Source organism: Pontitalea aquivivens (genome assembly GCF_046507575.1).
Lineage (GTDB): Bacteria > Pseudomonadota > Alphaproteobacteria > Rhodobacterales > Rhodobacteraceae > Pontitalea > Pontitalea aquivivens.
Genome location: NZ_JBKFEY010000022.1, coordinates 18,241 through 42,469 on the forward strand (window position 1 = coordinate 18,241; position 24,229 = coordinate 42,469).

Consider the following 24,229-nt stretch of genomic DNA (forward strand, 5'->3'; position numbering starts at 1 on the left):
AAAAAGGCGGGCGGTTCTGCCCGCCTTTCCGCAGTTTAGCGCAAGAAAGCCCGATCTGTCAGTGGCTTGTTTCGGCGCCGCGCGTTTCAGCCGCGCCCGCGCTTTTCAAACCGCGGCAGCATGGCCGAGAAATCGCGGCCCTTGCCGTCCTCGGCTTCCACGAAGGCGGTGTAAAGTGCCGCGGCCAGCTGGCCCATCGGGGTGTCGGCATCGGCGGCCTCGGCGGCCTGCTGGGACAGGCGCAGGTCCTTCAGCATCAGTTCGGCGGCAAAACCGGGCTTGTAGCCATTGTCGGCGGGCGAGCTCGGCCCGACGCCCGGCGCCGGGCAATAGGCGTTCATCGTCCAGCTGTAACCCGATGAGGTGGACACCACGTCAAACATCTTCTGCCGGTCCAGCCCCAGCTTGTCGGCCAGCGCAAAGGCCTCGCAGGTGGCGATCATGGTCACGCCCAGGATCATGTTGTTGCAGATCTTGGCGGCCTGGCCCGCGCCCGCGGCCCCGCAGTGAACCGCCTTCTGGCCCATGATGTCAAAGAGCGGCCTGACCGTGGCAAAGGCCGCGTCCGACCCGCCGGCCATGAAGGTCAGCGTTCCCGCCGCAGCCCCGCCGATACCGCCGGACACGGGGGCATCCAGCGCGCCCAGCCCCGCCGCTGCGGCCTGATCGGCCACCGCGCGCGCGCTTTCGACATCGACGGTGGAACAATCGCACAGCACCGCGCCGGGGGCCATCGCCGGGATCACCTCGGCCGCCACGGCGCGCAGGATCGCGCCATTGGGCAGCATGGTGATGACCACATCCGCGCCCTTTGCGGCCTCGGCGGCGCTGGCGGCCCTGGTGACGCCTTCGGGCATGGGCGCGGCCAGGTCAAAGCCTGTCACCGCGTGGCCTGCCCTGACCAGGTTCACGGCCATCGGGCCGCCCATGTTGCCAAGGCCGATAAATCCGATTTTCATCCTTCACTCCTCCCAGATGGCCGCCTCGGGGCCCAGTGGTTCCAGCATTGCCGCGATCTCTTGCGGGCGCAGGCTGTCGATGGTGTGTTGCCAGCGCGGGTTGCGGTCCTTGTCGATGATCTGCGCGCGCACGCCTTCCAGAAAGTCGCCCTGTGCACAGGCCCGCCAGGTAAAGCGGAATTCATGCGACAGCGCCGCGCGGATCGTGGGATTGGCCCGCGTCATCCGCACCAGCGCCAGGGTTGCGGCCATCGACAATGGCGAATTGCGCCCGATCGCCTTTAACGTCTCGGCGCCAAAGGCATCGCCCTGCGCCCGAAGCGATGCGACGATGCTGGCAAGATCGGCGCCGCCAAAGGCCGCATCCACCGCCCCCTGATGGTCCGCAAGCCGGCTGGCCGGGGCAGGGTGGGCGGGGATCACGCCCGGATCGCCGGTTTCAATCAGCCGGTTCTTCAGCGCGGGCCAGTCGGCCTCGGGGACGAAGGCATCGGCAAAACCCGCATGGATCGCATCGCCCGCGTCCATCCGTGCGCCGGTGACGCCCAGATATTCGCCCAGATGCCCCGGCGCGCATGCCAGGATCAGCGTGCCGCCCACATCGGGGATCAGGCCGATGCCGCTTTCGGGCATCGACACTTGCGTGCTTTCCCCCACGATGCGGTGGCTTGCATGGCCGCCCACGCCCACGCCGCCGCCCATCACAAAGCCCTGCATGAAGGCCACGATCGGCTTGGGGTAATCGGCGATCTTGGCGTTCATGCGGTATTCGTCGCGCCAGAATTCGCGCCCCAGCGTGACATCGCCCGCCCGGCCCGCGTGATAGACCGCCGCGATGTCGCCGCCCGCGCAGAAGGCGCGATCGCCCGCCGCGTCGATCAGCACGATCTGCACCTCTTCATCCTCGCGCCAGTCATCCAGCGCGCTTTCGATCACCAGCGCCATGTCGTGGCTGAGCGCGTTGAGCGCCTTTGGCCGGTTGAAGGTCAGCCAGCCCGCGCGGCCCTGCTTGCGGGCGATCATCTCGGGGGGGGAAGCCTCGGTCATCTCAACCCCTTTCCGCCAGCAGCGTGCGCGCCACGATCACGCGCATGATCTCATTCGTGCCTTCCAGGATCTGGTGCACGCGCAAATCGCGCACGATCTTTTCAATGCCGTAATCGGCCAGATAGCCATAGCCGCCGTGCAGTTGCAGGCACTGGTTGGCCACATCAAAGGCCGCGTCGGTCACATGCATCTTGGCCATGGCGCAGAACTTGGTGGCATCGGCCGCGCCCTGATCCAGCTTCCAGGCCGCCTGGCGCAGGAAGGTGCGGGCGGCCTGCAGCCGGATCTCCATCTCGGCCAGGCGGAACTGCAGCGCCTGGAACCGGTCAAGGCTCTGGCCGAAGGCGCGGCGTTCGCCCATATAGGCCAGCGTCTGGTTCAACGCCTGTTGCGCGCCCCCCAGCGCCGAGGCCGCGATGTTCAGCCGCCCGCCATCAAGGCCGGCCATGGCATAGGCAAAGCCCTTGCCCTCAACCCCCAGCAGGTGATCGGCCGGCACGTCGCAATCGTCGAACTGGACCTGCGCGGTCGGCTGGGCGCGCCAGCCCATCTTGTCCTCCAACGCGCCAAAAGACAGCCCCGGCGCGCCGTTTTCCACCAGCATGGCGGAAATGCCCCTGGGACTATCGTCCCCGGTGCGGACCATGCACAGATAGACATCGGAATAGCCCCCGCCCGAGATGAAGGCCTTGGTGCCGTTGATCCGAAATCCCGTGTCGGTCCGGTCGGCACGGGTGCGCAGCGCCGCCGCGTCCGATCCCGACCCCGGCTCGGTCAGGCAGTAGGAAAACACCCTGGTCATGCTGCAGGCGTCCGGCAGCCAGCGTGCCCTGGCCTCGTCGCTGCCATAGCGGTCGATCATGCCCGCGCACATGTTGTGGATCGACAGGAATGATCCGACCGATGGGCAGGCCATCGCCAGCGCCTCAAAGACCAGCGTCGCATCCAGCCGCGACAGCCCCGATCCGCCATGCGCCTCGTTGACATAGATCCCGCCCAGGCCCAGTTCAGCCACCTTCCCCCACAGGTCGCGCGGGATCGTGCCCGCCGCTTCCCACGCGCGGGCAAAGGGGGCGATCTGTTCCTGCCCGAAAGTCAGGGCCATGTCGAAAATCGCCTGCTGCTCCTCGCTCAAGGCAAAATCCATTCTCTCCTCCCAAAGTTCTGGTCGATGTCCCGGAAATCCACCGCCTGTCTGACTGTGAAACCTTGCAGGAATTTTGCAAGGGCCGCGCCGCGGGCGGGCGAAGGCGGGGGCGCTGCCCCCGCACCCCCGAGGTATTTTCGGCAAGATGAACAAGATGAAGACGACAGCCTTTCATCTTGCCCCAAATACCTTCGCCGAAGGCAAGGCCGCCCGGGGGGCGGCCTTATTCCGTCAGTCCATGGCCTTGAAGTTGAAGGCCGACCCTTCCTTGATCCCGCTTGGCCAGCGCGAGGTGACCGTTTTCGTGCGGGTATAGAAGCGGAAGGCATCGGGGCCGTGCTGGTTCAGGTCGCCGAAGGCCGATTTCTTCCAGCCGCCGAAGGTGTGATAGGCCAGCGGCACCGGGATCGGCACGTTGATGCCGATCATGCCGACATTGACGCGGGCCGCGAAATCGCGCGCGGTGTCGCCATCGCGGGTGAAGATCGCGGTGCCATTGCCGTATTCGTGGTCCATCGCCAGCTTCAGCGCCTCTTCATAGGTCTTGGCGCGCACGGTCGACAGCACAGGCCCGAAGATTTCCTGCTTGTAGATGTCCATGTCGGGGGTGACATGGTCAAACAGGTGCGGGCCCACGAAGAAGCCATTCTCATAGCCCTGCAGGCTGAAGTCACGCCCGTCGATCACCAGCCTGGCGCCCTGCGCCACGCCGGTTTCCACCAGCCGCAGGATATTGGCCCTGGCCGCGCCGGTCACCACGGGGCCGTAGTCGACATCGTTGCCCGCCGTCCAGGGACCGACCTTCAGCTTTTCGATCCGCGGGACCAGCTTCTCGATCAGGCGGTTGGCGGTTTCCTCGCCCACCGGCACCGCGACCGAGATCGCCATGCAGCGTTCCCCCGCAGCCCCATAGCCCGCGCCCACCAGCGCGTCGGCGGCCTGATCCAGATCCGCATCGGGCATGATGATCATGTGGTTCTTGGCGCCGCCAAAGCATTGCACGCGCTTGCCGTTCGCCGTGCCGCGCGAATAGATGTAATGTGCGATCGGGGTCGAGCCGACAAAGCCGATGCCCTGGATCGTTTCATTGTCCAGGATCGCGTCGACCGAGTCCTTGTCGCCGTTGATGACCTGCAGCACGCCATCGGGCAGGCCCGCTTCCTTGAACAGCGCCGCCAGCATCAGCGGCACCGAGGGGTCACGCTCGGACGGTTTGAGGATATAGGCGTTGCCCGCGGCCAGCGCCGGGCCCATCTTCCACAGCGGGATCATGGCGGGGAAGTTGAACGGCGTGATGCCCGCGGCCACGCCCAGCGGCTGGCGCATGGAATACATGTCGATGCCGGGGCCGGCGCTGTCGGTGAATTCCCCCTTCAGCAGATGCGGCGCGCCGATGCAGAATTCGATCACCTCCAGCCCGCGCTGGATGTCGCCTTTGGCGTCGGGAAAGGTCTTGCCATGTTCCGACGACAGCACCTCGGCCAGCTGGTCCATGTCGCGGTTGATCAGGCGCACCATCTCCATCATCACGCGGGCGCGTTTTTGCGGGTTGGTGGCGCCCCAGGCGACCTGGGCGCGCGCGGCCTCGGCCACGGCCGCATCCAGTTCCGCCTTGGTGGCCAGCGCCACGCGGGCCTGCACCTCACCGGTGGCGGGGTTGAAGACATCTGCGAAGCGGCCCGACGTGCCCGCGACCAGCTTGCCGTTGATCCAATGTCCGATCTCTTTCATGGTATCCTCCCGAGGATTGATCTGCCGGATCTTAGGCTTGCAAATTTGGCGGCAAAAGAGGAAGGATGGCAAAAGCATTTTGCATTTTTGCAAAGGTGACCCGATGCCCGACTGGGATGACCTGCGGATTTTCCTGGCTGTTGCCCGGGCCGAAAGCCTGTCGGGGGCGGGGCGGGGGCTGAAGCTGGACGCCGCGACCGTGGGCCGGCGCATCGCGCGCCTGGAAGAGGCGCTGGCCGCCAAGCTGTTCGTGAAATCGCCACAGGGCTATGCGCTGACCGATGCCGGGGCGCGGCTTTTGCCGCATGCCGAACAGGCCGAACAGGCGCTGGCGCGCGCGACCGAGGATCTGGGCGGCGAAGCGGGCCTGTTGTCGGGGCAATTGCGCATCGGCGCGCCCGATGGCTGCGCCAATTACCTGCTGCCGCAGGTCTGCGCCGATCTGTGCGATGCCCATCCGGGGCTGGAAATCCAGATCGTCGCCCTGCCGCGCGTCTTCAACCTGTCCAAGCGCGAGGCGGACATGGCAATCGCTGTCTCGCCCCCGGCCGCGGGGCGGCTGACCGTGCAGCGGCTGACCGATTACCACCTGCATCTGGCCGCGCATGAGGCCTATCTGGCGCGCCATCCGCCGATTCGGTCCAGGGCGGATCTGCGCGGGCACCGGATGATCGGCTATATCCCCGACATGATCTTTGACAAGGAACTGGATTACCTGGCCGAAACCGGGGCGGAAACCGTGGGTCTGGCGTCGAATTCCGTTTCGGTGCAGATGCAGGCGGTGCGCGCCGGCGCGGGCCTGGCGATCGTGCATGATTTCGCGATCCCCTTCACGCCGGGGGTGCGCAAGGTGCTGACCGATCAGATCGCGCTGACCCGCGCCTTCTGGTTGATCCGCCATGCCGATGACCGCCGCTCGGAACGGCTGACGCGGCTGGCCGAGGCGCTGGGGCAGGGGCTGCGGCGTGAGGTGGCCCGGCTTGAAGCCCTGAGCGGGCCACCGCCCGTGCAACCCTGCGCTGAACGCCCCGCTTGACAGAACGTCCCGGGGGAAGGACGCTGGATCTCCGCGTTGCAGATGGGAGATTGTCATGCAGGTGCTTCAGATCCTCAAGTCCAAGGCCGATGACGGGGTGGTCACGATCGCCCCCGGCGCAAGCGTCACACAGGCGGCCGAGCTGCTGTCGACGCGCCGGATCGGCGCGGTGATCGTCTCGCCCGATGGCAAGGCCGTCGCGGGCATCCTGTCGGAACGCGACATCGTGCGCGAACTGGGCCGGCGCGGCTCCGGTTGCCTGGCCGACCGGGTCGATGACCTGATGACACGCGAAATCGTGGGTTGCCGGCGTGACGACAGCGCCGATCAGGTTCTGGAACGCATGACCGAAGGCCGGTTCCGCCACATGCCGGTGATGGAGGGCGATGAGATGATCGGCCTGATCTCGATCGGCGATGTGGTCAAGGCGCGGCTGTCGGAGCTGTCGATGGAAAAAGAGGCGCTGACCGGCATGATCATGGGCTCCTGACGCCGCATTGCGGCACGCAGCCTCTTGCAATTTGTGACGCAATATTGTTGCGTGCCGCAAAGACGACGCGGGCTCAGGAGGATCCCCATGCGCATCGGCCTCTATCCCGGAACCTTCGACCCGGTAACACTTGGGCATATCGACATCATCCAGCGCGCCCTGGCGCTGGTGGATCGTCTGGTGATCGGCGTGGCCATCAACCGCGACAAGGGACCACTGTTCCCGCTGGACCAGCGCGTGGCCATGCTTGAGGCCGAATGCGCCGAAATCACCGCCCGCTGCGGCGGCGAGATCATCGTGCATCCGTTCGAAAACCTGCTGATCGATTGCGCCCGCGATGTCGGCGCCCAGGTCATCATCCGCGGCCTGCGGGCGGTGGCGGATTTCGAATATGAATTCCAGATGGTCGGCATGAACCGCGCGCTTGATTCCAGCATCGAGACGGTGTTTCTGATGGCCGACGCGCGCCGCCAGGCGATTGCCTCGAAACTCGTCAAGGAAATCGCGCGGCTGGGCGGGGATGTGTCGAAATTCGTCACCCCCGCCGTGTGCGATGCGCTTGTGGCCCGCTACGCCTGAGGTCCCATGGGGCCGTGCCTCTGGCCGGCCTGCGCCTCCGGCGGGAGTATTTGGGCCAAGAAGAAGGCCGCTGGCCTTTTCATCTTGCCGAAAATACCTCGGGGGTGCGGGGGCGGCGCCCCCGTCGCGTCAGCGCCAGAAGGCGACGTAAGAGACAAGATCCAGGAATTTCCGCGCCAGAAACATAAAACCGCCCCCGCCGCTGGCCAGGCCATCGACAAGGGCGATCAGCACGATCAGGGCCGCGAGGCCAAAGGCGACGCGGTTGGGCATGGTTATTGCAGCAGGCGCCCCATCGCGGCGGCGACATCGGCCATCCGGCACGAGAAGCCCCATTCATTGTCATACCACGCCAGCACCCGCACCAGCTTGCCGCCGGTGACCTTGGTCTGGTCGGGCGCGAAGATCGAGGAATAGGGGGTGTGGTTGAAATCGATCGAGACCTTGGGTTCCGGGTCATAGGCCAGGACCATGCCCATGTAGCCCTGGGCGGCCTCGCGTACGATTTCGTTGACTTCGTCCCTGGTCACCGACTTGCCGGCGATGAAGGTCAGGTCCACCGCCGAGACATTCGGGGTGGGCACGCGCAGCGCGGTGCCATCCAGCTTGCCGGCCAGTTCGGGCAGCACCTCGCCGATCGCCTTGGCGGCGCCGGTCGAGGTGGGGATCATCGACATGGCGGCGGCACGGGCGCGATACAGATCCTTGTGGCGGCGGTCCAGCGTCGGCTGATCGCCGGTGTAGGAATGCACCGTCGTCATGATGCCCGATTCGATGCCGATCGTGTCATTCAGCACCTTGGCCAGCGGCGCCAGGCAGTTGGTGGTGCAGGACCCGTTCGATACGACCAGGTGTTCGGGCAGCAGCTGGCGGTGGTTCACGCCATAGACCACGGTCTTGTCGGCGTTCTTTGCCGGGGCCGAGACCAGCACGCGTTTCGCGCCGCGGGTCAGGTGCACGGCGGCCTTGTCGCGGTCGTTGAACTTGCCGGTGCATTCCAGCACGACATCGACGCCGTCCCAATTCAGTTCCTCGGGGTTGTAGGTCGACATCACCTCGATCGGGCCGCGGCCCAGATCCAGCGTGTTGCCGCTGACCTTGACCGGGCCGGCGAAGCGGCCATGGACGCTGTCGTATTTCAGAAGATGGGCATTCGTCTCGATCGGGCCGGTGGCGTTGATCCTGACCACCTGCACGTCGTTGCGCGAAGCTTCGGCGATATGGGCCAGGGTGCAGCGGCCGATCCGACCGAAGCCGTTGATCCCGATGGTGACGGTCATGTGCGCTCTCCAAATCCTGCGACGCCCATCCTGCAGGCCTGGGCCCGCGGCATCGTTCCTGGACCCGGATACCACGCCCTGAGCTTTGGGAAAACCCGTGCGAACAAGGTGATAGCGGAAACATCCCGCCGTTGGCGATAACGTGAGCGACCGACAGGGGCCGCCCGGGCGCCTGTCGCACCTGCGGCCCATCGCCGCCGGGGCCATGCGGGCCAGAGCAAAGGGGTGAGTCGGCCCGCCCCGATGCGCGCGCGCCCCCGGCCGTGGCATCAGTCGCCGTCTTCGGCGACCAGGAACAGCTCACCCGCCGCCTCCATCCCCCGGATCGCGGCGACGATGGCGGCCATCGCCTCTTCGGCGTCCTTGTCCTTGACCTTGCCCAGGCTGGCCATTTCCTCACGCAGGCTGGCGGCCATGCGCTGGGACATGTTGGCCAGGATGAATTCAGCCGATTTTTCATCGGTGTCCCTGGCGCCGCCCAGGGCGGTGACCAGCTGTGCCTGATCCACCACGCGCAGGATCCGGGGAATGTCGCGCGGGTTGATGCGGGTGGGGATGTTGGTGAAGGTGAAGATCGCCTTCTTCACCTGGTCGGCAAAGGCCTGATCGTCTTCTTCCAGCCCCTTCAGCACGGCATCGCGGGTGGCGGCGGGCGAATAGTTCAGGATCGCGCCCACGCGTTCCACGGGGCCGGTGTCGAAGGCCCTGGGCGGGATTGCATCCAGCTGTGCCGCGATCGCCTGGCCGATGCGTTGCACCGTTTCGGGGATGACATTGCCGGTCAGCGACACCGCATAGGCCACGCGGCGGGCCTTTTCCCCCGGCAATTTCCCCAGAAGTTCCGCGGCCTTCGCGACCGACAGTTTCGAAAGCATGACGGCCCCCACCTCGATGCTTTCCTCTTCCAGGATTGGCAGCAGCAGGTCGGCCGACAGGCCCGAGATCCGGTCCCACGGATCGCCGCGGCCGCTGGCGCCGGCCATCCGGCGCAGCCGGTTTGCCGCCGAGGCCGACAGATGCCCGTCCAGCAGCGACAGCGCGCCATCCAGCCCGCCGGGAAAGGACAGGCCCACCGATTCCAGATGGTGGCAGAATTCCTCGACGACCGACGACAGGGTGTCGCGGTCGACCATCCGCATCGCGGCGATTTCCTCGGTCAGGCGGGTTTGCATGTCCTCGGGCAGGTCGGCCAGGGGCAGCCGCGCCCCTTCCGACATCAGCAGGCGCACGATCACCGCGGCCTTCTGGCGCCGCGACAGGCGCGCGGGCGCAAAGACCGACCCGATTTGCCGCGCGGGCGCCCCCGCCGGGGGCGATATCTGGCCAGGACCGTTCAGCGGTGCGATTGCGTTCACAACATCCTCCGTCGCGCATTCCGAAGGGAAGGCTCGCACAGAGGCGTTAAGGTGCGGTTACGTCAGCTGGACTGAAGTACACAGGCCTTGCTGGCGCTGTCCCAGACCTGACCTTGCGGGCAGGACATGGCGGCATGGGTTTCGCTGCAGCGGGCAGTCGCGCTGGCGGTCATCGGAACAAGGGCCAGCAGGGCGGCAAAGAAAAGACGGGTCATCGTGATCTCCCTGATCGCTTGGGATTACAGCAGACCACGATTCCCGGTTTACGCAAAGTCACGCGACCGTGAGGCCGGTCGCGTGACCGATCAGGCGCAGGGGGCGATCAGGCGCCGAAGACGCGGGCGAAGATCGTGTCGACGTGTTTGGTGTGATAGCCAAGGTCGAATTTCTCTTCGATCTCGGCCGGGCTCAGCGCGGCGGTGACCTCGGGGTCGGCCAGCAGCTCGGTCTTGAAATCCGCCCCCTGTTCCCAGACCTTCATCGCGTTGCGCTGCACCAGGCGATAGCTGTCCTCGCGCGACACACCGGCCTGGGTCAGCGCCAGCAGCACCCGCTGCGACATCACCAGCCCTTTGAACTTGTTCATGTTCTTGAGCATGTTTTCCGGATAGATCACCAGCTTTTCGACCACACCGGCCAGCCGGTTCAGCGCGAAATCCAGCGTGATCGTGGCGTCGGGCGCGATGCCGCGTTCGACCGAGCTGTGCGAGATATCGCGTTCATGCCAGAGCGCGACATTCTCCATCGCCGGGATCACCGCCATCCGTACCAGCCGCGCAAGGCCGGTCAGGTTTTCGGTCAGCACGGGGTTGCGCTTGTGCGGCATGGCGGACGAACCCTTTTGCCCGGGGCTGAAGAATTCCTCGGCCTCCAGCACCTCGGTGCGCTGCATGTGGCGGATTTCAATGGCGATGTTCTCGATGCTGCTGGCGATCACGCCCAGCGTGGCAAAAAACATCGCGTGGCGGTCGCGCGGGACGACCTGGGTGCTGATCGGTTCGGGGCGCAGGCCCAGCATCTTGCAGACGTGTTCCTCTACCGCCGGGTCGATATTGGCAAAAGTCCCGACCGCGCCGGAAATCGCGCCGGTCGCCACTTCCCAGCGGGCCTTTTCAAGACGGTTCTTGTTGCGGTCCATTTCCGCGTAGAAGCGCGCGAAGGTCAGGCCCATCGTGGTGGGTTCGGCATGGATGCCGTGGCTGCGGCCGATGCGAATGGTGTCCTTGTGTTCATAGGCGCGCTTTTTCAGCGCGGCCAGCACCTTGTCCATATCGGCCAGCAGGATGTCGGCGGCGCGCACCAGCTGAATGTTCAGCGTGGTGTCCAGCACATCCGACGAGGTCATGCCCTGATGGACAAAGCGCGCATCCTCGGCCCCGATATGTTCGGCCAGATGGGTCAGGAAGGCGATCACGTCATGTTTGGTCACGGCCTCGATTTCATCGATGCGGGCCACGTCGAATTCCACATCCCTGGCGCGCCAGACCGCTTCGGCATTGGCCTTGGGGATCACGCCAAGCTGGGCCTGGGCGTCACAGGCATGGGCCTCGATCTCATACCAGATCCTGAACCTGGTCTCGGGCGACCAGATGGCGACCATTTCGGGGCGGGCATAGCGCGGGATCATCGGCGGGCCTTTCGGTTGTGGCGGGGTTGGCGGGCTAATAGACTGGGGCCGCGGCTGGGGCAAGGAAAAGGGGGCGGCGATGGTGCCGGCATTGGCGGATTTCGAGGGCGGCTGGCGGCTGGTGCGGATGATCCGGCAGGCGGATGGCCAGACGATGCGGTTTCAGGGCGAGGCGGTCTTTGCCCCCGTGGAGGCGGGGCTGCGCTATCGCGAGGCGGGGGTGCTGGTGATCCCGGGCGAGGGCACGCTGCGGGCCGAGCGCGAATATCTGTGGCGGGATGCGGGCGGGCGGATCGCGGTGGATCATGCCGACGGGCGGGCGTTTCACGATTTCGACCCCGCCGATCCGCAGGCCCGGCACTGGTGCGACCCGGATGACTATCGGGTGTGCTATGATTTCGCGCGCTGGCCGGCATGGCGGGCGGACTGGGCGGTGACGGGGCCGCGCAAGGATTATGCGATGACCTCTGATTACACGCGCGCCTGAGGCGGGGCAGGGGGGCGCTGCCCCCCTCGGGCTGCCCCCCTCGGGCTGCGCCCTCACCCCCCGGGATATTTGGACAAAGCCGAAGGGGATTTGCCTTGCATGGGGGGCGCGGTTCCCCTAAAAGCCAGCATCCTTCCGCATTCGCGAAACCGGCGCAGCCTCTCGTGGCGGGGCGCGGAAGGGGGGACCCGCCTATGAAGCGCGCCTGCAAAGACAGGAGCACACATGCCGCTTTACGAGCATGTCCTCATTGCGCGTCAGGACCTTTCCAACGCGCAGGCCGAAGGCCTGGTTGAACATTTCTCTACCGTCCTGGCGGATAACGGCGGCAAGGTCGTCGAATCCGAATACTGGGGCGTGAAGACCATGGCCTACAAGATCAACAAGAACCGCAAGGGCCATTACGCCTTCCTGAAAACCGACGCGCCCTCGGCCGCGGTGCAGGAAATGGAACGTCTGGCCCGTCTGCATGACGACGTGATGCGTGTGCTGACCGTGAAGGTCGAAGCGCATGAAGAGGGCCCCTCGGTCCAGATGCAGAAGCGCGACGAGCGTGGTGACCGCGGCGAGCGTGGCGACCGGGGTGACCGGGGCGAGCGCCGTGAGCGTTCCGACCGCGGCGACCGCGGCGACCGTCGCTGATCCGGCCTGAAGGAAAGGACATAACCCATGGCGAACAAACCGTTTTTCCGCCGCCGCAAAGTCTGCCCCTTCTCGGGCGAAAATGCGCCGAAGATCGACTACAAGGATGTGCGTCTGCTGCAGCGCTACATCAGCGAGCGGGGCAAGATCGTGCCCGCCCGTATCACCGCCGTTTCGGCCAAGAAACAGCGTGAGCTGGCCCGTGCGATCAAGCGCGCCCGCTTCCTTGCGCTGCTGCCCTATGCCGTGAAGTAAGGAGAGAGGCACATGCAAGTCATCCTTCTGGAACGTGTGGCCAAGCTTGGCCAGATGGGCGAGGTCGTGAACGTCAAGGACGGTTACGCCCGTAACTTCCTGCTGCCGCAGGGCAAGGCGTTGCGCGCCAACGACGCGAACATCAAGTCGTTCGAGACCCGCAAGGCGCAGCTGGAAGCGCGCAACCTGGAAACCCGCAAGGAAGCCGAGGCGCTTGGCGAAAAGCTGGATGGCCAGCAGTTCGTGGTGATTCGGTCCGCCTCGGATTCGGGCGCGCTTTATGGGTCGGTCACGCCGCGTGACGCGGCCGATGCCGCCACCGCCGCGGGCTTCAGCGTCGACCGCAAGCAGGTCGTGCTGAGCGCGCCGATCAAGTATCTGGGGCTGCACAGCGTGTCGGTCGTGCTGCATCCGGAAGTCACCGTTTCGATCGCGCTGAACGTCGCGCGTTCGGCCGAAGAGGCCGAGCTGCAGGCGTCGGGCAAGTCGATCCAGGAACTGGCCGCCGAGGCCGAGGCCCAGGCGGAATTCGAGATCGCCGAGCTGTTCGACGAAATCGGTGCTGCCAACGAGTCCGAAGACGAGCGTTGATCGCGCCGTTGCAGGTATCAGACCGCGCCCTTCGGGGCGCGGTTTTCTTTTGCGAACCGGGTGCACCGGGGGCCTTGTGGGGGCTGTCCACATTTCATAGTGATAGGTAACCGTCGTCTGGCGCAGGCCAGGACACCCCGTCACCCCAGGCTTTCACCGAGTTGAACATGAGCACAGGCCGGACCCACGCGCTGCGCACCGGCGCACTTTCCCTGGTGCTTGTCCTGAGTTTCACGATGACGTCCGAGGTGCTGTATCCGCTGCAGCGCCTGTTCGTGCCCGAAGCCTGGCAGTTCTTTCATGTTCTGTATTTGCCCCATGCGGTGCGGGTCATCGCGGCCTGGCTGTTCGGCTGGACCAGCATCCTGTATCTGGCGCCGGGCAGTTTTCTTGTCATTTTGATCTGGAATCCGATTGAGGCCAGTGTCTGGCAAGCGGCGCTGGTCTATCTGGTGGTGAACGTGTCGTCGCCGCTGACCTTTCAGATGCTGTGCATGGGGCGGGGCAGGTCCACAACCGGCATGCGCCGGGCGATGAACTGGCGTGGGCTGGTTCTGGCCGGGCTGATCGCGGCGCAGATGAACGCGCTGGCCATTGTGGCGATTGCGGGTTCGCAGCTGTTCCCCTCGCAGCTTCAGGTGATTTTGGGCATCGTGCTGGGCAATGTTCTGGGTATTGTCGTCAGCCTGTTCCTGTTGCTGGCGCTGTTTCGGTCGAACGAAAAGCGCCTGCTGGCCCCGGGGCGGGGCCGCGATCAGGCGTGACTGATCCCGGCGCGCGGTCCCAGAACATAGGCCCGGGCCCGGGTTTTCGGCGCGCGCGCGACAAAGCCTTTTTCGATCAGTGATCGCAGGCCGCGGTGAAAGGTCGGTGTCGGGATCTTTGCGCAGAGCGAATGCTTGCGGATCGCCTCGGACCGGATGATGCCGTCACTGTCAACCGCCAGAAGGCGCACCGCATACAGGATGTCCAGTTCGTTTTGCGACAGGGTGTCTATCCCCAGATCGCGTTCAAGACCGAACAGCAGCTCTCGCAAACGGGCGACGCTTTCGAAGCGTTTTATGCTGAAATTCTGATCGTCCATCATTGGCTCACCCTGGAATACTGATATTAGCACACGGCAACCGCGCCGTGGGTTCCTGATACTGTCAGCCTTTCATCAGGTTTTCAATTGCAACTCAACCGTGAAATTGGCTGCGGGCGGCTTGCGGTCAGGCTGCGCCATTTCGCGCCGATCGGGCGGGGGGGCCGTGGCCCGCACGCATGAAAACGGCCGCGCCCGAAGGCGCGGCCCGATTCCTTGATACGGCGCCTGGGATCAGAGTTCGTCCAGCGCCTCGACCGCCTTTTGCAGATCGTCCTTCGAGACGTCCTTGTCCGAGACTTCGGCGCCCGAGACGATGAGATCCACCACCTTGTCTTCGAAGATCGGCGCGCGCAGCTGCTGTTGCATCTGGGCGTTCTGCTGCACGAATTCGAAGAAGGCGCGTTCCTGGCCCGGGTACTGGCGGGCCTGGTTCAGCACGGCCTGGGTCATTTCGGCGTCGCTCACCTCGACCTTTTCCTTGCGGCCGACTTCGGCCAGCAGCAGGCCCAGACGCACGCGCCGTTCGGCCAGCTTCTTGTGCTCGTCCGTCGGTTCGATCGACCCGTGGTTGTGGTCGTGAACCTCGGGGTTTTCCTCGTGCCACAGCTGGTGGGCGATCTGGGCGGCCTCGGCCTCGACCAGGCTGGGGGGCAGGTCGAATTTCACCTGGGCATCCAGCTGATCCAGCAGCGCGCGCTTCATCACCGCGCGGGCGGCGCCCTTGTATTCGGCTTCCAGACGCTCGGCGATCTGTGCCTTCAGCGCGGCCAGATCCTCGGCGCCATAACGCTTGGCCAGTTCGTCATCGACTTCGGCCGGCTTGGGGGCCTTCACCGCCTTGACCTTGCACTTGAACACGGCGTCCTTGCCGGCCAGATGCTGCGCGCCATACTGTTCGGGGAAGGTGACCTTGACCTCAATCTCTTCCTCGGCCTTGGCGCCGACCAGCTGTTCTTCGAAGCCCGGGATGAACGAGCCAGAGCCCAGAACCAGCGGGTAATCCTCGCCCTTGCCGCCTTCGAAGGCGACATCGTCGACGAAACCTTCAAAGTCGATCACGACCTGATCGCCGTCCTTGGCCTTGGTGCCCTTCTTGCGATCTTCGAAGTTCTGGGCGCTCTTGGCCAGGTTTTCCAGCGCCTCGGTGACCGCGGCCTCTTCGGCCTTTACGGTCAGGCGTTCCAGCTTCAGGCCCTTGAGGTCGATTTCCGGGATCTCGGGCAGCTTCTCATACGAGACGCTGACCACGACATCCATGCCTTCCTTCCAGCTTTCGCCGTTTTCCATCTCGATCTTCGGCTGCATCGCGGGGCGGTCGCCGGACTTCTCGAAGTGATCATTCATCGCGCCATCGACGGCTTCCTGCATCGCATCGCCCAGAACGCGGGCGCCGAATTGCTTGCGCAGCATCGGCAGCGGCACCTTGCCCTTGCGGAAGCCCTTGATCTCGACCTCGGGCTGCGCCTCAAGGAGTTTCGCGGTGACTTGCTCGTCCAGCTCGGCGGCGGTGACGGTGATCGTGTAGCCGCGCTTGAGGCCTTCGTTGAGGGTCTCGGTGACCTGCATTGGCATTCCTCTGTGTCTTGGGCCGCCTCACGCGGCTTCGTGCAAAATCAGCCGCCCTTCTATTGGGCGCGGGCTTTGGTGGCAAGGTGAAAACGGGGCTGTGGCGCGCATTCGGCGCACCGGGGAACCGGATCGGGGGCCGGCGCGTTATGGGGCCGTGACGTCCCCGGGGCGCTACCCTCACAACAAGGAGAGATATGATGACCCGTTTCCTGTTCCTTCTTCCCGCGCTGGGTCTGCTGGCCGCCTGCGAAGACCCGACCCAGTCGGCCCTGGCCGGGGCGGCGACGGGCGCCGTGGTCGGCGCCGCGGTGGCCGATGATGACGACCGCTGGGCGGGCGCGGCGATCGGCGGCACGCTGGGCGCGATCGCGGGCGATTACATCGGGCGCACGCAGGATGGAACGCGGTGCATCTACCGCGATGCCTATGGCCGCGAATATGTCGCCGCCTGCCCGTAAGGGCGGCCGCTGACACCCGCGTGCAACGCGTGATCGGTGGCGGGGCCGGTGGTGGTGCGGGTGGAGGGACTTGAACCCCCACGCCTTGCGGCGCCAGAACCTAAATTGGGCGAAGATTTCGAGCGATCAGGAAGTTAGCGGAAAAGTTTCGCAGGACATTGCGGGAACGCATCATAAATCTGCGAAACGGCCAAAATCGACATCTAGACAAAGAAAAACCGCTGAGGGGGCGGCCACCCACCTCAACGGCAATATCAAAGTCTTCATCCAAACAGCCTACTCCATCCGCTCTTGCGCCTCAAGCCTTCTGGGGGCGCTGGCATGAGCTGGAAGGTGGCGAACCTCTGCGCCGAGAGGAAATTCGGCAGCCCCGTGCGTAAGCAGATCATCATGTTCTTGGCCGACAAGGCGAGCGACGATGGATCGGGGATCTGGTGCTCGAAGGGCACCGTCCAGCGCCATACTGAGTTGGGCGAGTCGACGGTCAAGCGGACGATCACAGAATTCCTGCGCGAAGGTCTTCTGGTCGAGACTGGGCGGCGCCCCTGCAAGAACGGCTACACGGTGATTTACCGGATCGTTCTGGGCGTGGTGAACGGCCTGGAAGCGATCTCCGAACCGGACGACGAACCCGAATTTTCGACGGGGTCCACAGCGGACGGGGTTCCGCATGGCCCCGGAACGGGGTCCGCTCCGGACGGGGTACCGGGTCCAGAGCGGGCCCCAAACCATCCTAAAACCATCCAGAAACCACCTACGCGCGCAGACGCGCGCGAGGCGGAGGATCGGGATTTCGAGAAAGCATGGAACGCCTATCCGGCGGATCGGCAGCGGGACAAGGCCACCTGCCACCAGCATTTCGAACGTGCCATCGAGGAGGGCGCGACGGCAGAGGAAGTCGTCGATGCGGTCAAAGCCTATGCGGCCGAGACCGCAGGATACACCCGCTCGAAGGTTTGTTTCTCCGACAACTGGTTTCGTGAGAGCCGCTGGCAGCGGCACGTCGAAGAGATGCGCGAGACCCAGGTCGAGGAAGCGAAGCGCCAAGAGGAGCATTTCCGGCAGCTCGCCGGGTGGGTCAAGGACCGCCATTGGATGTGCAAGCACATCTCGCGCACCCAGGCTGGGGAATTGCTGTCGCGTGGATTGGTTTCCGGGCCAGAGCTTCAGGGTGCGGAGGTGGCATCGTGACCTCTGCCATCGGTCAGTCTGAGCAAAGAGCAAGGCGACCCGGTTCTAGGTCTTCGACCGTCGAACCGGGGCCTTGCGAGGGGCGGCAAGCCTCCCCTTCGAACCCCAACCGGACCGCGCGGGGCGCGGTCCCCTCGGAAAAGCAGGAAGCCGTATTCTTCTACTGCTCCTCCGAGGAAAAGGCGCTGATCCGGCAGGCGGCTGCGGATCGCGGGCTGTCCATGTCCGCCATGCTTCGGCAGCTCGCCACGGGTGCGGCTCCGAAGCGGCGCAAGCCTGCGCCCCGTGTCGATCCCGCGCTCGTGCTGGCTGTGTCCCGCTATGGCGGGAACCTCAATCAGATTGCGCGGTGGCTCAACACGGCGACCCGCGCGGGCCGGGCCAGCGAGATCGAGGCCCTGCGCGTTGCGGCGGCGCTGGTCGGCATCGAGCGGCGGTTGGCGGAGATCCTTGCACAGCACCGGAGGCCGCCCGGATGCTGATCAAGTTCTTCCCCAACGGCAAGGGCGGCGGCGCGGGGCCGGTCGAATACCTGACCGCCCGCACCGTGCTTGCCTATGACGACAACCGCGACCTGATCCGCGATGCGGCAGGCCGGCCCATGAGCGTCACGCGCGAGCCGTTGCCGGAGGTCGTGCGCGGCGATCCCCAAGGCATGATTGACCTGATTGACGCGTGCCCGCACAAATGGACCTATCGCGCCGGCGTCGTCAGCTTCGCCCGCGAGGACGCCCCCTCCGAAGACCAGCAGCAGGAGGTGATCGACCGTTTCGAGGAGATCGCCTTCGCCGGGCTCGATGCCGACCGCTACGCCTGCCTCTGGGTGCGCCACACCCACGAGGATCGCGTCGAGCTGCATTTCTGCACGCCACGCATGGAGCTGCACAGCGGGCGCAGCCTCAACATCGCCCCGCCCGGCTATGAGCGCGCCTTCGACAGCCTGCGCGACCTGATGAACAAGACCCACGGCTGGGCCGATCCCATGGACGTGGAGCGCGCGGCCGAGGTCAAGCCGGTGTCGGAAACCCCGGACCGCGCCGCCGGACGCGACGGGCTCCATGCCTGGATCGCCGACCAGATTTCCATGGGGTTGATCGAGGATCGCACCGGAATGGTCGCGGCCTTGACCGATGCGGGCTTCGAGGTGCCCCGCGCGGGCACGAATTACCTGACCGTCAAAGACCCCGAGACCGAAGAACGGTTTCGCCTGAGAGGAGAGATTTTCCATGAAGACTGGAGAGCCGAAGCAACGGCTGAGCGAGAAGCTGAACGCGGACATGGAGCGGATCAGGGCAGAGAACGCCGCCTTGATCGACGCACAGTTGCAGAGCTTCAGGACCGATTTGAAGACCACTGCCGAAAACGCGCTGGCTACAATCAAGACCGATACGGAAGGCTACCTGCTACGCGTGAGGAAGCACCTCATGCGGCAGAGCGCGAACGCAGCACGGCCGGAATGGAAGGCCCTGATGTGGCCGATGCTGGTGGCCTGCTGCCTGATGATCAGCGCCGGGGTTTCGACCTGGACGGTGATGACCTGGCTGATGCCCAACCTGAACACGATGGGGCTCCGTGTGATCGAGCGTCAGGAGGCGACCTATCTGATCCCGCGCAGCGGCGGGGCGACGTTGACCCGTTGTTCGCTGGCGGGGGAACCCGTGGACTGCCTGATGATTCCGAAGGAATGAGCGATGGATGGTCTGACGCCGCTCGAACGCGAATTACTGGGCTACGTCGAGCAGTTGACGGAAGCCTCGAAGGCATCCGTGCAGGAATTGGCCGCCTCCGGTCAGGACAAGCGAACGGAACTGGATGGGTTGCGCGGCTCCATGATCGCGTTGCTCAGGTCGCAGCTCTCATTGGTCGAAGCCTTGAACGGCTGGATGCAGGATGGCCCCGACACCACGCAGGCCCCGTCGAAGCTGAAGGACAGCCTGTCGCTCGCGCTGGAGGCGCAGAAGCGCCTCGGGACGCGGTGACCGACGAGATCGGGGAGGACGTGCATGGCCTGCGCCATTGATCGGCAAATCCGGCTCTCCGCCGGACACGCAACACTGAACAAGCGACACGCGACACGCGACACGCGACCGTGGCCACTCAACACCGGACAGTCAACACGCAACAGGCGACACCGGACAAGCGACAGGCAACACGCAACACGCAACACCGGACAAGCAACACTGAACACTGAACACTGAACAAGCGACGGGAGTAACCGTATGATTTATCGAGCTATCTTGTTTCTCGCTTTGACTGCCGCTCCGGCGATGGCGGATCAGATCGAGTTGAACAATTCCATCCAACCCGTAGAGACCGACCGCTACGGCTGCGCGATCCGCCCGCGACCGGAACATCTGACCTTCCGGTCGTTTCGAGATGCATGGCGCTCGGTGGCGGCGGACGACCTCTATAGCCTGAAGCGGCATGAGATGGCGCTGGAGGCCGGTTCTTGCGATTGCGAGACTCTGTGGCCCGACTGGTCCATCATCGAGGGCGAGTTCGAGGAGCTGGGCTTTGCCGCCCCGACCGGCACCGACAGCCTGCACATCGCATGGTCGGCAGAAGAGTTTTTCCCGGTCATTTCCGATCTTCGGGATCGGTTGCGCATCCAATGCCTGGAGGCGGAGTGATGGGTATCGTTTCCTTTATCGTTGAAGCGGCCGACCAAGGGCTCGAAACCGTGGCGACCTCTCAGTTTGCGGCGGTCGCGGAGGTTTCCGGCACGGTGGTCGTCGGAGCCGCGACCCTCGCGATGATTGTCTTGTTCATCAACATGGCCTGGCAAATCCGTCCGATGGATGGGAGGGAGCTGTTGGTCTTGTCGCTCAAGATCGGCCTGATCAACACATTCGCGTTCAACTGGGCGAACTTCAACTTCGTCAGCGGGCACATCATCGACGGCCTCGATGAACTCGCGGGAAGCCTGATCGGCTCCGCCACCGGGGACGACGGTGCGGGGCCAGAGTATTTCGCTGCGCGCTTCGACCTTCAGCTCGACAGGCTGGCCGAATACGGCAACTCGGCCACATCGCATATGGGGGCGGTCAGCAAGGCCGTGATGGGGGTGTTCTTCATGGCTCTCCTGGCTGTGGTCAGCGGCGCGGCGGGTGCCGTTCTCGTCCTCGCAAAGATGATGATGACATTCCTGATCGGCATCGCCCCCATCATGATCCTCTGCTCGATGTTCCCGGTGACGAAGGACTATTTCCATCGCTGGCTGTCCTCGCTGGCGAGCTTTGCCCTTTACCCGGTCGTGATGGCTGGCATTTTCTCGATGGTCTTCGGCCTGGTGGGGCTATTGGTCAGCCAGATCGGATCGGCGGATTCTGTCGAACAAGTCGGTGGGACCATCCCGTTTCTGGCGGTGGTCATCCTCTCGCTTGCGATGGTCATCGCAATCCCCTTCATCGTGCCGATGATCTCGGGCAACTTGCAGGCGGGCTGGGCCGCGGCGGCCGTCGGCGGCAGCATGAGGAGAATGATGCCGCAATCCCGTCCGCAGCAATCGAACCGAGCATCCTCGAACGCAACGAGCGATACGAGCCGGAGGTTGAATGCCGGAGCAGACGCAACCCGTTCCTCAAACTCCGCAACAGATCCTCGCCCTTCGACCGGCACGGGGGCCAAGATGCAACGCATGATGGACCGCGCGGAACGCCTGAGTGAAGACGCGAAGAAGAAGCGGTGATGGGGCGACGGCTCACGATCAGGCTGCGGCTTAGGAGACCATGCTTTGCCGTGGCCCGATTTCATCTTCCCCTAAATATCCTCGGGGGAGCGCCGTAGGGCGCGGGGGCAGACAGCCCCCATCCTCTCCTGAAGACAAAAGGGGCGCGGCCAGCCGCGCCACAGCTATCCTTTTGAAGGGGGAAGGAGTTTCGGCTTCCTTCCCCCTGAAGCGAAATAGACAGGGCCGTGTCCTCGGCTTCGCCTGCGGGCCGCACCACCCCTGTCGATTTCGCTTCACCCCCATCCTCTCACGCTCGCCGCTCGGCAGGGGTAAGCGGGCGCTTACCCTCCCTTCAATGATGAAGAGGGCGCGGGATTGGGGCGCTCCGTGGATCAAAAAAACGGAGTGAAAACCATGCCAAGGCAAAATAGACTGGAAGCGAAAGCAATCAAGCGTATCCTCGATGCCAGGACGCGCGAAATCGTCGGATGGCTCTACGAGTGGAACACCGGCGAGATACTTCCGCGCTGGAAGGACGGGCGTAGGGAAAATGTCATTTACGAGTAAGGCCCCGAGGCGCGCGCGGTTACGTCTTTCTACGTATGGCAGGACAAGTGGTCGGAAGCCCTTGGTCATGCACGAACAGCTTGCGCCACTATATCCGGGTGGCGCTCGATCACCTTCAGGAGCAACACCGCAGCCCGATCCGGGCTGCGCCGGTTTTGCTCCCAATCCCTGATGGTGCTTTCTGCCAGCCCATATCGTTCAGCAAAAGCGGACCGAGTAAGCCCTTGCTGCCTGCGGATCGCGGCTACGTCAACGGTCTCGGGCACATAGACAGCGGCAGGTTCCGCATCGCCCCGTGCGATTTCCAGCGCCTCATTGGCGCTCTGGATCAGCTCTTTGCCGAAACTCATGCTCGTGTTCCTTTCTATTTCGATGGGCATCTGCCAACGTGGGAAAGAGGCGGGCCTGTTCGTTTTGCTCGCCTTGCGCCAGGTTCGCATTGTCTTTCCGGAGTAGGAACATCGCCAAGAGGCCACGATCATGACACATGGACCCAAACCGGACCTTACCATTGGCGGTCACGCCGAGGAACCGACGACTCCCAGTCATCCCGATCAGCACGCTTTAATCGATTGGGGGACATTCGGACCGAAAGACTCTCGCATCGAGCAGTTGGTATGGGAACTCGCGCATGATCACGGCCTACGGCTATCAGAAATCGAGAACATAATCATTGACGCGCTCGAAAAGCGACTTCGGTAGACTTCGAAAGCTCGCGCCTTTGGGATCGGATCAGATCTTCTGCAACAATGCTTCCAAGCCTCCAACCTGTTGGCTTGCATCTAGATAGGACTGGTAGGCATTCGTCGCATCAGTAATCAGTTCATCGTATGTTATGATTTTCGCGTTTTGCTGAGCCATAGACAGCCTATCATTCTCATCAAACCCTACGGGCGGTTGCGAAATGAGAAGATAGATGTCGAGTGGCGGCTTCGGTTTGTTCGGATGTTTGTCAGCGTAAAACTGTTCGACGGCTTTCCTATATTTTCGAGCTTGCTCATATAGGTCATCAAACTTCAGATTCTTGAGTTTAGGACGTTTAAGCTCAACAACCACATGTCTTCCACTACTAGCTCTGTAGGAAATATCGAGACGAGCTCCTGTCGAATCTGGATCAACATTTTTAATATGCTCGGTAAGCGTCAATTCCATTTCCGCACGTCCAGACACGCGATCCCAGGCGGGGTCCAAGAGCCAAAGGTGGTCAAATAGGTATTTTTGCGCCACTTTTTCCAACGCTTCGGTGTCGTCTTTGATGCTTCGAAATTTTCGGATTATTTCGAGTCTCTGTTTCGTAATATCTGCATAAGCGGCTTCTTCAACTTCGCTTAAGCTTCCGAAGATCGCTGCGAACTCCGGCCCCAATACATCGGTAATCCTTTCAAGTTCGTCCAACTGGTTTTTAATACGAAGTTTCTCAAATCCTATGATAGCGCCTCGGTACAATGTTGCTTTAGCGGAATTATTTTTGCTTTCATCAGAGTGAATTGTGGCGTTTTGAATTGAGGTCATCATTCGACGAGCGGTTCTTTGATCCCGCTTATCTTTGAGCCCTTCCAACCATTCAATGACAGCTTCGTTGCCCGGCGTGCCCTTTTCTAAACCAAGTGCCAACCGCCAATCATCCCACTGGCCGCCTATAGATTCCAGCGTGGACATAGCAAAGCCGATCAACGCACGGTATTTCGGATCATCCTTTTTAATCGCCTCCCGGCTTGCGGTTGCGCGATCAGTGTCATCTTCATCCAAGAAATCGGCATGAATTTCGCCTACCAGATAGTTTTGATAGTATTTCGCACTATTCAAGCCTCCGAGGACATTTTCGGCAAATACCCGCCCGTTGGCAAAAATTGCCAAGGCATTGGCACTATCTTCCTTAGCGCCAAGATTACTCGGCTTGACGACGCTGGCCACAAATCCAGTGACTTTTGCCGAGGAGCCATCCGGTAGCGATACGATATTTGAAAGCAACTTTTTGCAAGTCTCGGGAGGTGTTTCCTTAGTGACGGCTATGTTCGTCGCAAGTTCTGAAACCCGATCCATTGTTTCTTGGTCAAATGCCCACAAAAATTGGACCTTGTCGTAAATATCCCTATCCGCTTCTGTGATCTCTTTATCTTGAAGGAATACGCGAAAATCGTGCTTTTTACCCAAGACACTAAATCGTCGCGCGAGCTTTGTTCGAAGATAAGTCTCAGTTCTATTTAGAGTTTTAAGGACTTGAGTAAGTTCGATTCTGGTCCCTTGTCCGCTCTTCAAAGGAGTTGCGTTAAACTCGTCAAGAATGATGGGATTTCTTTTCTCAAGGTTCCTTTTCAGATCTGGTACATCCACCTCAAAGGCGATCTGCTCTCCGCCCAAGGTCTGAGACGTAACGCGAACGAAGTTAGATAGTGCGAACATCGAAAGTTTACCGATGCCTTTCCGCCCCATAACTTTGCGCTTCCCAGAACGACTATAG

Annotated in this window: 28 protein-coding genes; 15 read left to right on the forward strand and 13 right to left on the reverse strand. The window is 63.2% G+C overall.

What is annotated here, in order from left to right:
* Nucleotides 1–86: 86 nt before the first annotated feature.
* From mmsB to ACK8OU_RS16310, 4 genes are all read right to left on the reverse strand, one after another.
* Nucleotides 87–959 (reverse strand): 3-hydroxyisobutyrate dehydrogenase, encoded by an 873-nt coding sequence (gene mmsB, locus ACK8OU_RS16295; RefSeq protein ID WP_410304474.1) that lies wholly within the window; start codon nt 957–959, stop codon nt 87–89.
* Nucleotides 960–962: 3 nt separating this feature from the next.
* The gene (locus tag ACK8OU_RS16300; RefSeq protein WP_410304475.1) at nt 963–2,006 is read right to left on the reverse strand and encodes an enoyl-CoA hydratase/isomerase family protein; all 1,044 of its coding nucleotides are present in this window, start codon (nt 2,004–2,006) and stop codon (nt 963–965) included.
* Between the two features lies 1 nt (nt 2,007).
* Nucleotides 2,008–3,153, reverse strand: coding sequence for an acyl-CoA dehydrogenase family protein (locus tag ACK8OU_RS16305; protein ID WP_410304476.1), 1,146 nt, complete (start codon nt 3,151–3,153; stop codon nt 2,008–2,010).
* Between the two features lie 231 nt (nt 3,154–3,384).
* Complete coding sequence (locus tag ACK8OU_RS16310) at nt 3,385–4,884, reverse strand: CoA-acylating methylmalonate-semialdehyde dehydrogenase (protein WP_410304477.1); 1,500 nt, start codon at nt 4,882–4,884, stop codon at nt 3,385–3,387.
* 103 nt (nt 4,885–4,987) lie between these two features.
* Between ACK8OU_RS16310 and ACK8OU_RS16315 the strand changes: the two genes are divergently transcribed.
* The 3 genes from ACK8OU_RS16315 (at nt 4,988) to coaD (ending at nt 6,989) form a co-directional block, all read left to right on the forward strand.
* Entirely contained in the window at nt 4,988–5,920 is a 933-nt protein-coding gene (locus tag ACK8OU_RS16315) for a LysR family transcriptional regulator (RefSeq protein ID WP_410304478.1), read from the forward strand.
* 55 nt (nt 5,921–5,975) lie between these two features.
* Nucleotides 5,976–6,410: a CBS domain-containing protein gene (locus tag ACK8OU_RS16320; RefSeq protein WP_410304479.1), complete on the forward strand. Its 435-nt coding sequence runs from the start codon at nt 5,976–5,978 to the stop codon at nt 6,408–6,410.
* Between the two features lie 87 nt (nt 6,411–6,497).
* Entirely contained in the window at nt 6,498–6,989 is a 492-nt protein-coding gene (coaD, locus tag ACK8OU_RS16325) for a pantetheine-phosphate adenylyltransferase (RefSeq protein ID WP_410304480.1), read from the forward strand.
* Between the two features lie 129 nt (nt 6,990–7,118).
* Here the strand turns inward: coaD and ACK8OU_RS16330 are convergent, their stop codons facing one another.
* The 5 genes from ACK8OU_RS16330 to purB all read right to left on the reverse strand — a co-directional run bounded on the left by ACK8OU_RS16330 (nt 7,119) and on the right by purB (nt 11,251).
* Nucleotides 7,119–7,262 (reverse strand): hypothetical protein, encoded by a 144-nt coding sequence (locus tag ACK8OU_RS16330; protein WP_410304481.1) that lies wholly within the window; start codon nt 7,260–7,262, stop codon nt 7,119–7,121.
* A 2-nt stretch (nt 7,263–7,264) separates the two neighbouring features.
* Nucleotides 7,265–8,269, reverse strand: coding sequence for a type I glyceraldehyde-3-phosphate dehydrogenase (gene gap, locus ACK8OU_RS16335; protein ID WP_410304482.1), 1,005 nt, complete (start codon nt 8,267–8,269; stop codon nt 7,265–7,267).
* A 269-nt stretch (nt 8,270–8,538) separates the two neighbouring features.
* Nucleotides 8,539–9,624 carry a flagellar motor switch protein FliG gene (locus ACK8OU_RS16340; protein WP_410304483.1) on the reverse strand — a complete coding sequence of 362 codons (1,086 nt, stop codon included), beginning with the start codon at nt 9,622–9,624 and terminating at the stop codon, nt 8,539–8,541.
* Between the two features lie 62 nt (nt 9,625–9,686).
* Complete coding sequence (locus ACK8OU_RS16345; protein WP_410304484.1) at nt 9,687–9,839, reverse strand: hypothetical protein; 153 nt, start codon at nt 9,837–9,839, stop codon at nt 9,687–9,689.
* A 107-nt stretch (nt 9,840–9,946) separates the two neighbouring features.
* The gene (gene purB, locus ACK8OU_RS16350; RefSeq protein WP_410304485.1) at nt 9,947–11,251 is read right to left on the reverse strand and encodes an adenylosuccinate lyase; all 1,305 of its coding nucleotides are present in this window, start codon (nt 11,249–11,251) and stop codon (nt 9,947–9,949) included.
* Nucleotides 11,252–11,330: 79 nt separating this feature from the next.
* On the opposite strand from purB, the gene ACK8OU_RS16355 reads away from it, so the two are divergent.
* The 5 genes from ACK8OU_RS16355 (at nt 11,331) to ACK8OU_RS16375 (ending at nt 13,990) form a co-directional block, all read left to right on the forward strand.
* Nucleotides 11,331–11,738 (forward strand): DUF6314 family protein, encoded by a 408-nt coding sequence (locus tag ACK8OU_RS16355; RefSeq protein ID WP_410304486.1) that lies wholly within the window; start codon nt 11,331–11,333, stop codon nt 11,736–11,738.
* A gap of 225 nt (nt 11,739–11,963) precedes the next feature.
* Nucleotides 11,964–12,380, forward strand: coding sequence for a 30S ribosomal protein S6 (gene rpsF / locus ACK8OU_RS16360; protein WP_410304487.1), 417 nt, complete (start codon nt 11,964–11,966; stop codon nt 12,378–12,380).
* A 27-nt stretch (nt 12,381–12,407) separates the two neighbouring features.
* Complete coding sequence (gene rpsR / locus ACK8OU_RS16365; RefSeq protein WP_068765176.1) at nt 12,408–12,635, forward strand: 30S ribosomal protein S18; 228 nt, start codon at nt 12,408–12,410, stop codon at nt 12,633–12,635.
* 12 nt (nt 12,636–12,647) lie between these two features.
* Complete coding sequence (rplI, locus tag ACK8OU_RS16370) at nt 12,648–13,226, forward strand: 50S ribosomal protein L9 (RefSeq protein ID WP_410304488.1); 579 nt, start codon at nt 12,648–12,650, stop codon at nt 13,224–13,226.
* 167 nt (nt 13,227–13,393) lie between these two features.
* A complete protein-coding gene (locus ACK8OU_RS16375) occupies nt 13,394–13,990 on the forward strand; it encodes a hypothetical protein (protein WP_410304489.1) in 597 nt (198 codons plus the stop codon).
* Here the strand turns inward: ACK8OU_RS16375 and ACK8OU_RS16380 are convergent.
* Together ACK8OU_RS16380 and tig are read right to left on the reverse strand one after the other, a co-directional pair.
* Nucleotides 13,981–14,313, reverse strand: a complete 333-nt coding sequence (locus tag ACK8OU_RS16380) for a hypothetical protein (protein WP_410304490.1) — start codon at nt 14,311–14,313, stop codon at nt 13,981–13,983. The genes ACK8OU_RS16375 and ACK8OU_RS16380 overlap by 10 nt on opposite strands.
* A gap of 231 nt (nt 14,314–14,544) precedes the next feature.
* On the reverse strand, nt 14,545–15,879 hold the full coding sequence (gene tig / locus ACK8OU_RS16385; RefSeq protein WP_410304491.1) for a trigger factor: 1,335 nt from the start codon (nt 15,877–15,879) through the stop codon (nt 14,545–14,547).
* Nucleotides 15,880–16,079: 200 nt separating this feature from the next.
* On the opposite strand from tig, the gene ACK8OU_RS16390 reads away from it, so the two are divergent.
* The 7 genes from ACK8OU_RS16390 (at nt 16,080) to ACK8OU_RS16420 (ending at nt 21,219) form a co-directional block, all read left to right on the forward strand.
* Complete coding sequence (locus ACK8OU_RS16390) at nt 16,080–16,340, forward strand: glycine zipper 2TM domain-containing protein (RefSeq protein ID WP_410304492.1); 261 nt, start codon at nt 16,080–16,082, stop codon at nt 16,338–16,340.
* 321 nt (nt 16,341–16,661) lie between these two features.
* Complete coding sequence (locus tag ACK8OU_RS16395; protein WP_410304493.1) at nt 16,662–17,531, forward strand: hypothetical protein; 870 nt, start codon at nt 16,662–16,664, stop codon at nt 17,529–17,531.
* Nucleotides 17,528–18,013 carry a plasmid mobilization protein gene (locus tag ACK8OU_RS16400; protein WP_410304494.1) on the forward strand — a complete coding sequence of 162 codons (486 nt, stop codon included), beginning with the start codon at nt 17,528–17,530 and terminating at the stop codon, nt 18,011–18,013. Before ACK8OU_RS16395 ends, ACK8OU_RS16400 begins: the two co-directional genes overlap by 4 nt.
* A 744-nt stretch (nt 18,014–18,757) precedes the next feature.
* On the forward strand, nt 18,758–19,219 hold the full coding sequence (locus ACK8OU_RS16405) for a hypothetical protein (protein ID WP_410304500.1): 462 nt from the start codon (nt 18,758–18,760) through the stop codon (nt 19,217–19,219).
* Between the two features lie 3 nt (nt 19,220–19,222).
* On the forward strand, nt 19,223–19,510 hold the full coding sequence (locus ACK8OU_RS16410) for a hypothetical protein (protein WP_410304501.1): 288 nt from the start codon (nt 19,223–19,225) through the stop codon (nt 19,508–19,510).
* Between the two features lie 288 nt (nt 19,511–19,798).
* Nucleotides 19,799–20,161 (forward strand): hypothetical protein, encoded by a 363-nt coding sequence (locus tag ACK8OU_RS16415; RefSeq protein WP_410304495.1) that lies wholly within the window; start codon nt 19,799–19,801, stop codon nt 20,159–20,161.
* Entirely contained in the window at nt 20,161–21,219 is a 1,059-nt protein-coding gene (locus ACK8OU_RS16420) for a TrbL/VirB6 family protein (RefSeq protein ID WP_410304496.1), read from the forward strand. Before ACK8OU_RS16415 ends, ACK8OU_RS16420 begins: the two co-directional genes overlap by 1 nt.
* Before the next feature lie 614 nt (nt 21,220–21,833).
* On the opposite strand, the gene ACK8OU_RS16425 is transcribed toward ACK8OU_RS16420, so the two are convergent.
* Nucleotides 21,834–22,118 (reverse strand): helix-turn-helix domain-containing protein, encoded by a 285-nt coding sequence (locus ACK8OU_RS16425; protein ID WP_410304497.1) that lies wholly within the window; start codon nt 22,116–22,118, stop codon nt 21,834–21,836.
* Nucleotides 22,119–22,500: 382 nt separating this feature from the next.
* On the reverse strand, nt 22,501–24,229 hold a 1,729-nt coding region (locus ACK8OU_RS16430), incomplete at its 5' end, for a Shedu immune nuclease family protein (protein ID WP_410304498.1).

Coding starts and splice junctions, on each gene's coding strand:
- coaD (WP_410304480.1), top strand. CDS start 6,498: ATGCGCATCGGCCTCTATCCCGGAACCTTCGACCCGGTAACACTTGGG.
- ACK8OU_RS16425 (WP_410304497.1), bottom strand. CDS start 22,118: ATGAGTTTCGGCAAAGAGCTGATCCAGAGCGCCAATGAGGCGCTGGAA.
- tig (WP_410304491.1), bottom strand. CDS start 15,879: ATGCAGGTCACCGAGACCCTCAACGAAGGCCTCAAGCGCGGCTACACG.
- purB (WP_410304485.1), bottom strand. CDS start 11,251: ATGATCCCGCGCTATGCCCGCCCCGAAATGGTCGCCATCTGGTCGCCC.
- ACK8OU_RS16410 (WP_410304501.1), top strand. CDS start 19,223: ATGGATGGTCTGACGCCGCTCGAACGCGAATTACTGGGCTACGTCGAG.
- ACK8OU_RS16415 (WP_410304495.1), top strand. CDS start 19,799: ATGGCGGATCAGATCGAGTTGAACAATTCCATCCAACCCGTAGAGACC.
- ACK8OU_RS16375 (WP_410304489.1), top strand. CDS start 13,394: ATGAGCACAGGCCGGACCCACGCGCTGCGCACCGGCGCACTTTCCCTG.
- mmsB (WP_410304474.1), bottom strand. CDS start 959: ATGAAAATCGGATTTATCGGCCTTGGCAACATGGGCGGCCCGATGGCC.
- ACK8OU_RS16305 (WP_410304476.1), bottom strand. CDS start 3,153: ATGGATTTTGCCTTGAGCGAGGAGCAGCAGGCGATTTTCGACATGGCC.
- ACK8OU_RS16310 (WP_410304477.1), bottom strand. CDS start 4,884: ATGAAAGAGATCGGACATTGGATCAACGGCAAGCTGGTCGCGGGCACG.
- ACK8OU_RS16345 (WP_410304484.1), bottom strand. CDS start 9,839: ATGACCCGTCTTTTCTTTGCCGCCCTGCTGGCCCTTGTTCCGATGACC.
- rplI (WP_410304488.1), top strand. CDS start 12,648: ATGCAAGTCATCCTTCTGGAACGTGTGGCCAAGCTTGGCCAGATGGGC.
- gap (WP_410304482.1), bottom strand. CDS start 8,269: ATGACCGTCACCATCGGGATCAACGGCTTCGGTCGGATCGGCCGCTGC.
- ACK8OU_RS16330 (WP_410304481.1), bottom strand. CDS start 7,262: ATGCCCAACCGCGTCGCCTTTGGCCTCGCGGCCCTGATCGTGCTGATC.
- ACK8OU_RS16405 (WP_410304500.1), top strand. CDS start 18,758: ATGAAGACTGGAGAGCCGAAGCAACGGCTGAGCGAGAAGCTGAACGCG.
- rpsR (WP_068765176.1), top strand. CDS start 12,408: ATGGCGAACAAACCGTTTTTCCGCCGCCGCAAAGTCTGCCCCTTCTCG.
- ACK8OU_RS16395 (WP_410304493.1), top strand. CDS start 16,662: ATGAGCTGGAAGGTGGCGAACCTCTGCGCCGAGAGGAAATTCGGCAGC.
- ACK8OU_RS16380 (WP_410304490.1), bottom strand. CDS start 14,313: ATGATGGACGATCAGAATTTCAGCATAAAACGCTTCGAAAGCGTCGCC.
- ACK8OU_RS16300 (WP_410304475.1), bottom strand. CDS start 2,006: ATGACCGAGGCTTCCCCCCCCGAGATGATCGCCCGCAAGCAGGGCCGC.
- rpsF (WP_410304487.1), top strand. CDS start 11,964: ATGCCGCTTTACGAGCATGTCCTCATTGCGCGTCAGGACCTTTCCAAC.
- ACK8OU_RS16315 (WP_410304478.1), top strand. CDS start 4,988: ATGCCCGACTGGGATGACCTGCGGATTTTCCTGGCTGTTGCCCGGGCC.
- ACK8OU_RS16320 (WP_410304479.1), top strand. CDS start 5,976: ATGCAGGTGCTTCAGATCCTCAAGTCCAAGGCCGATGACGGGGTGGTC.
- ACK8OU_RS16390 (WP_410304492.1), top strand. CDS start 16,080: ATGACCCGTTTCCTGTTCCTTCTTCCCGCGCTGGGTCTGCTGGCCGCC.
- ACK8OU_RS16420 (WP_410304496.1), top strand. CDS start 20,161: ATGGGTATCGTTTCCTTTATCGTTGAAGCGGCCGACCAAGGGCTCGAA.
- ACK8OU_RS16355 (WP_410304486.1), top strand. CDS start 11,331: ATGGTGCCGGCATTGGCGGATTTCGAGGGCGGCTGGCGGCTGGTGCGG.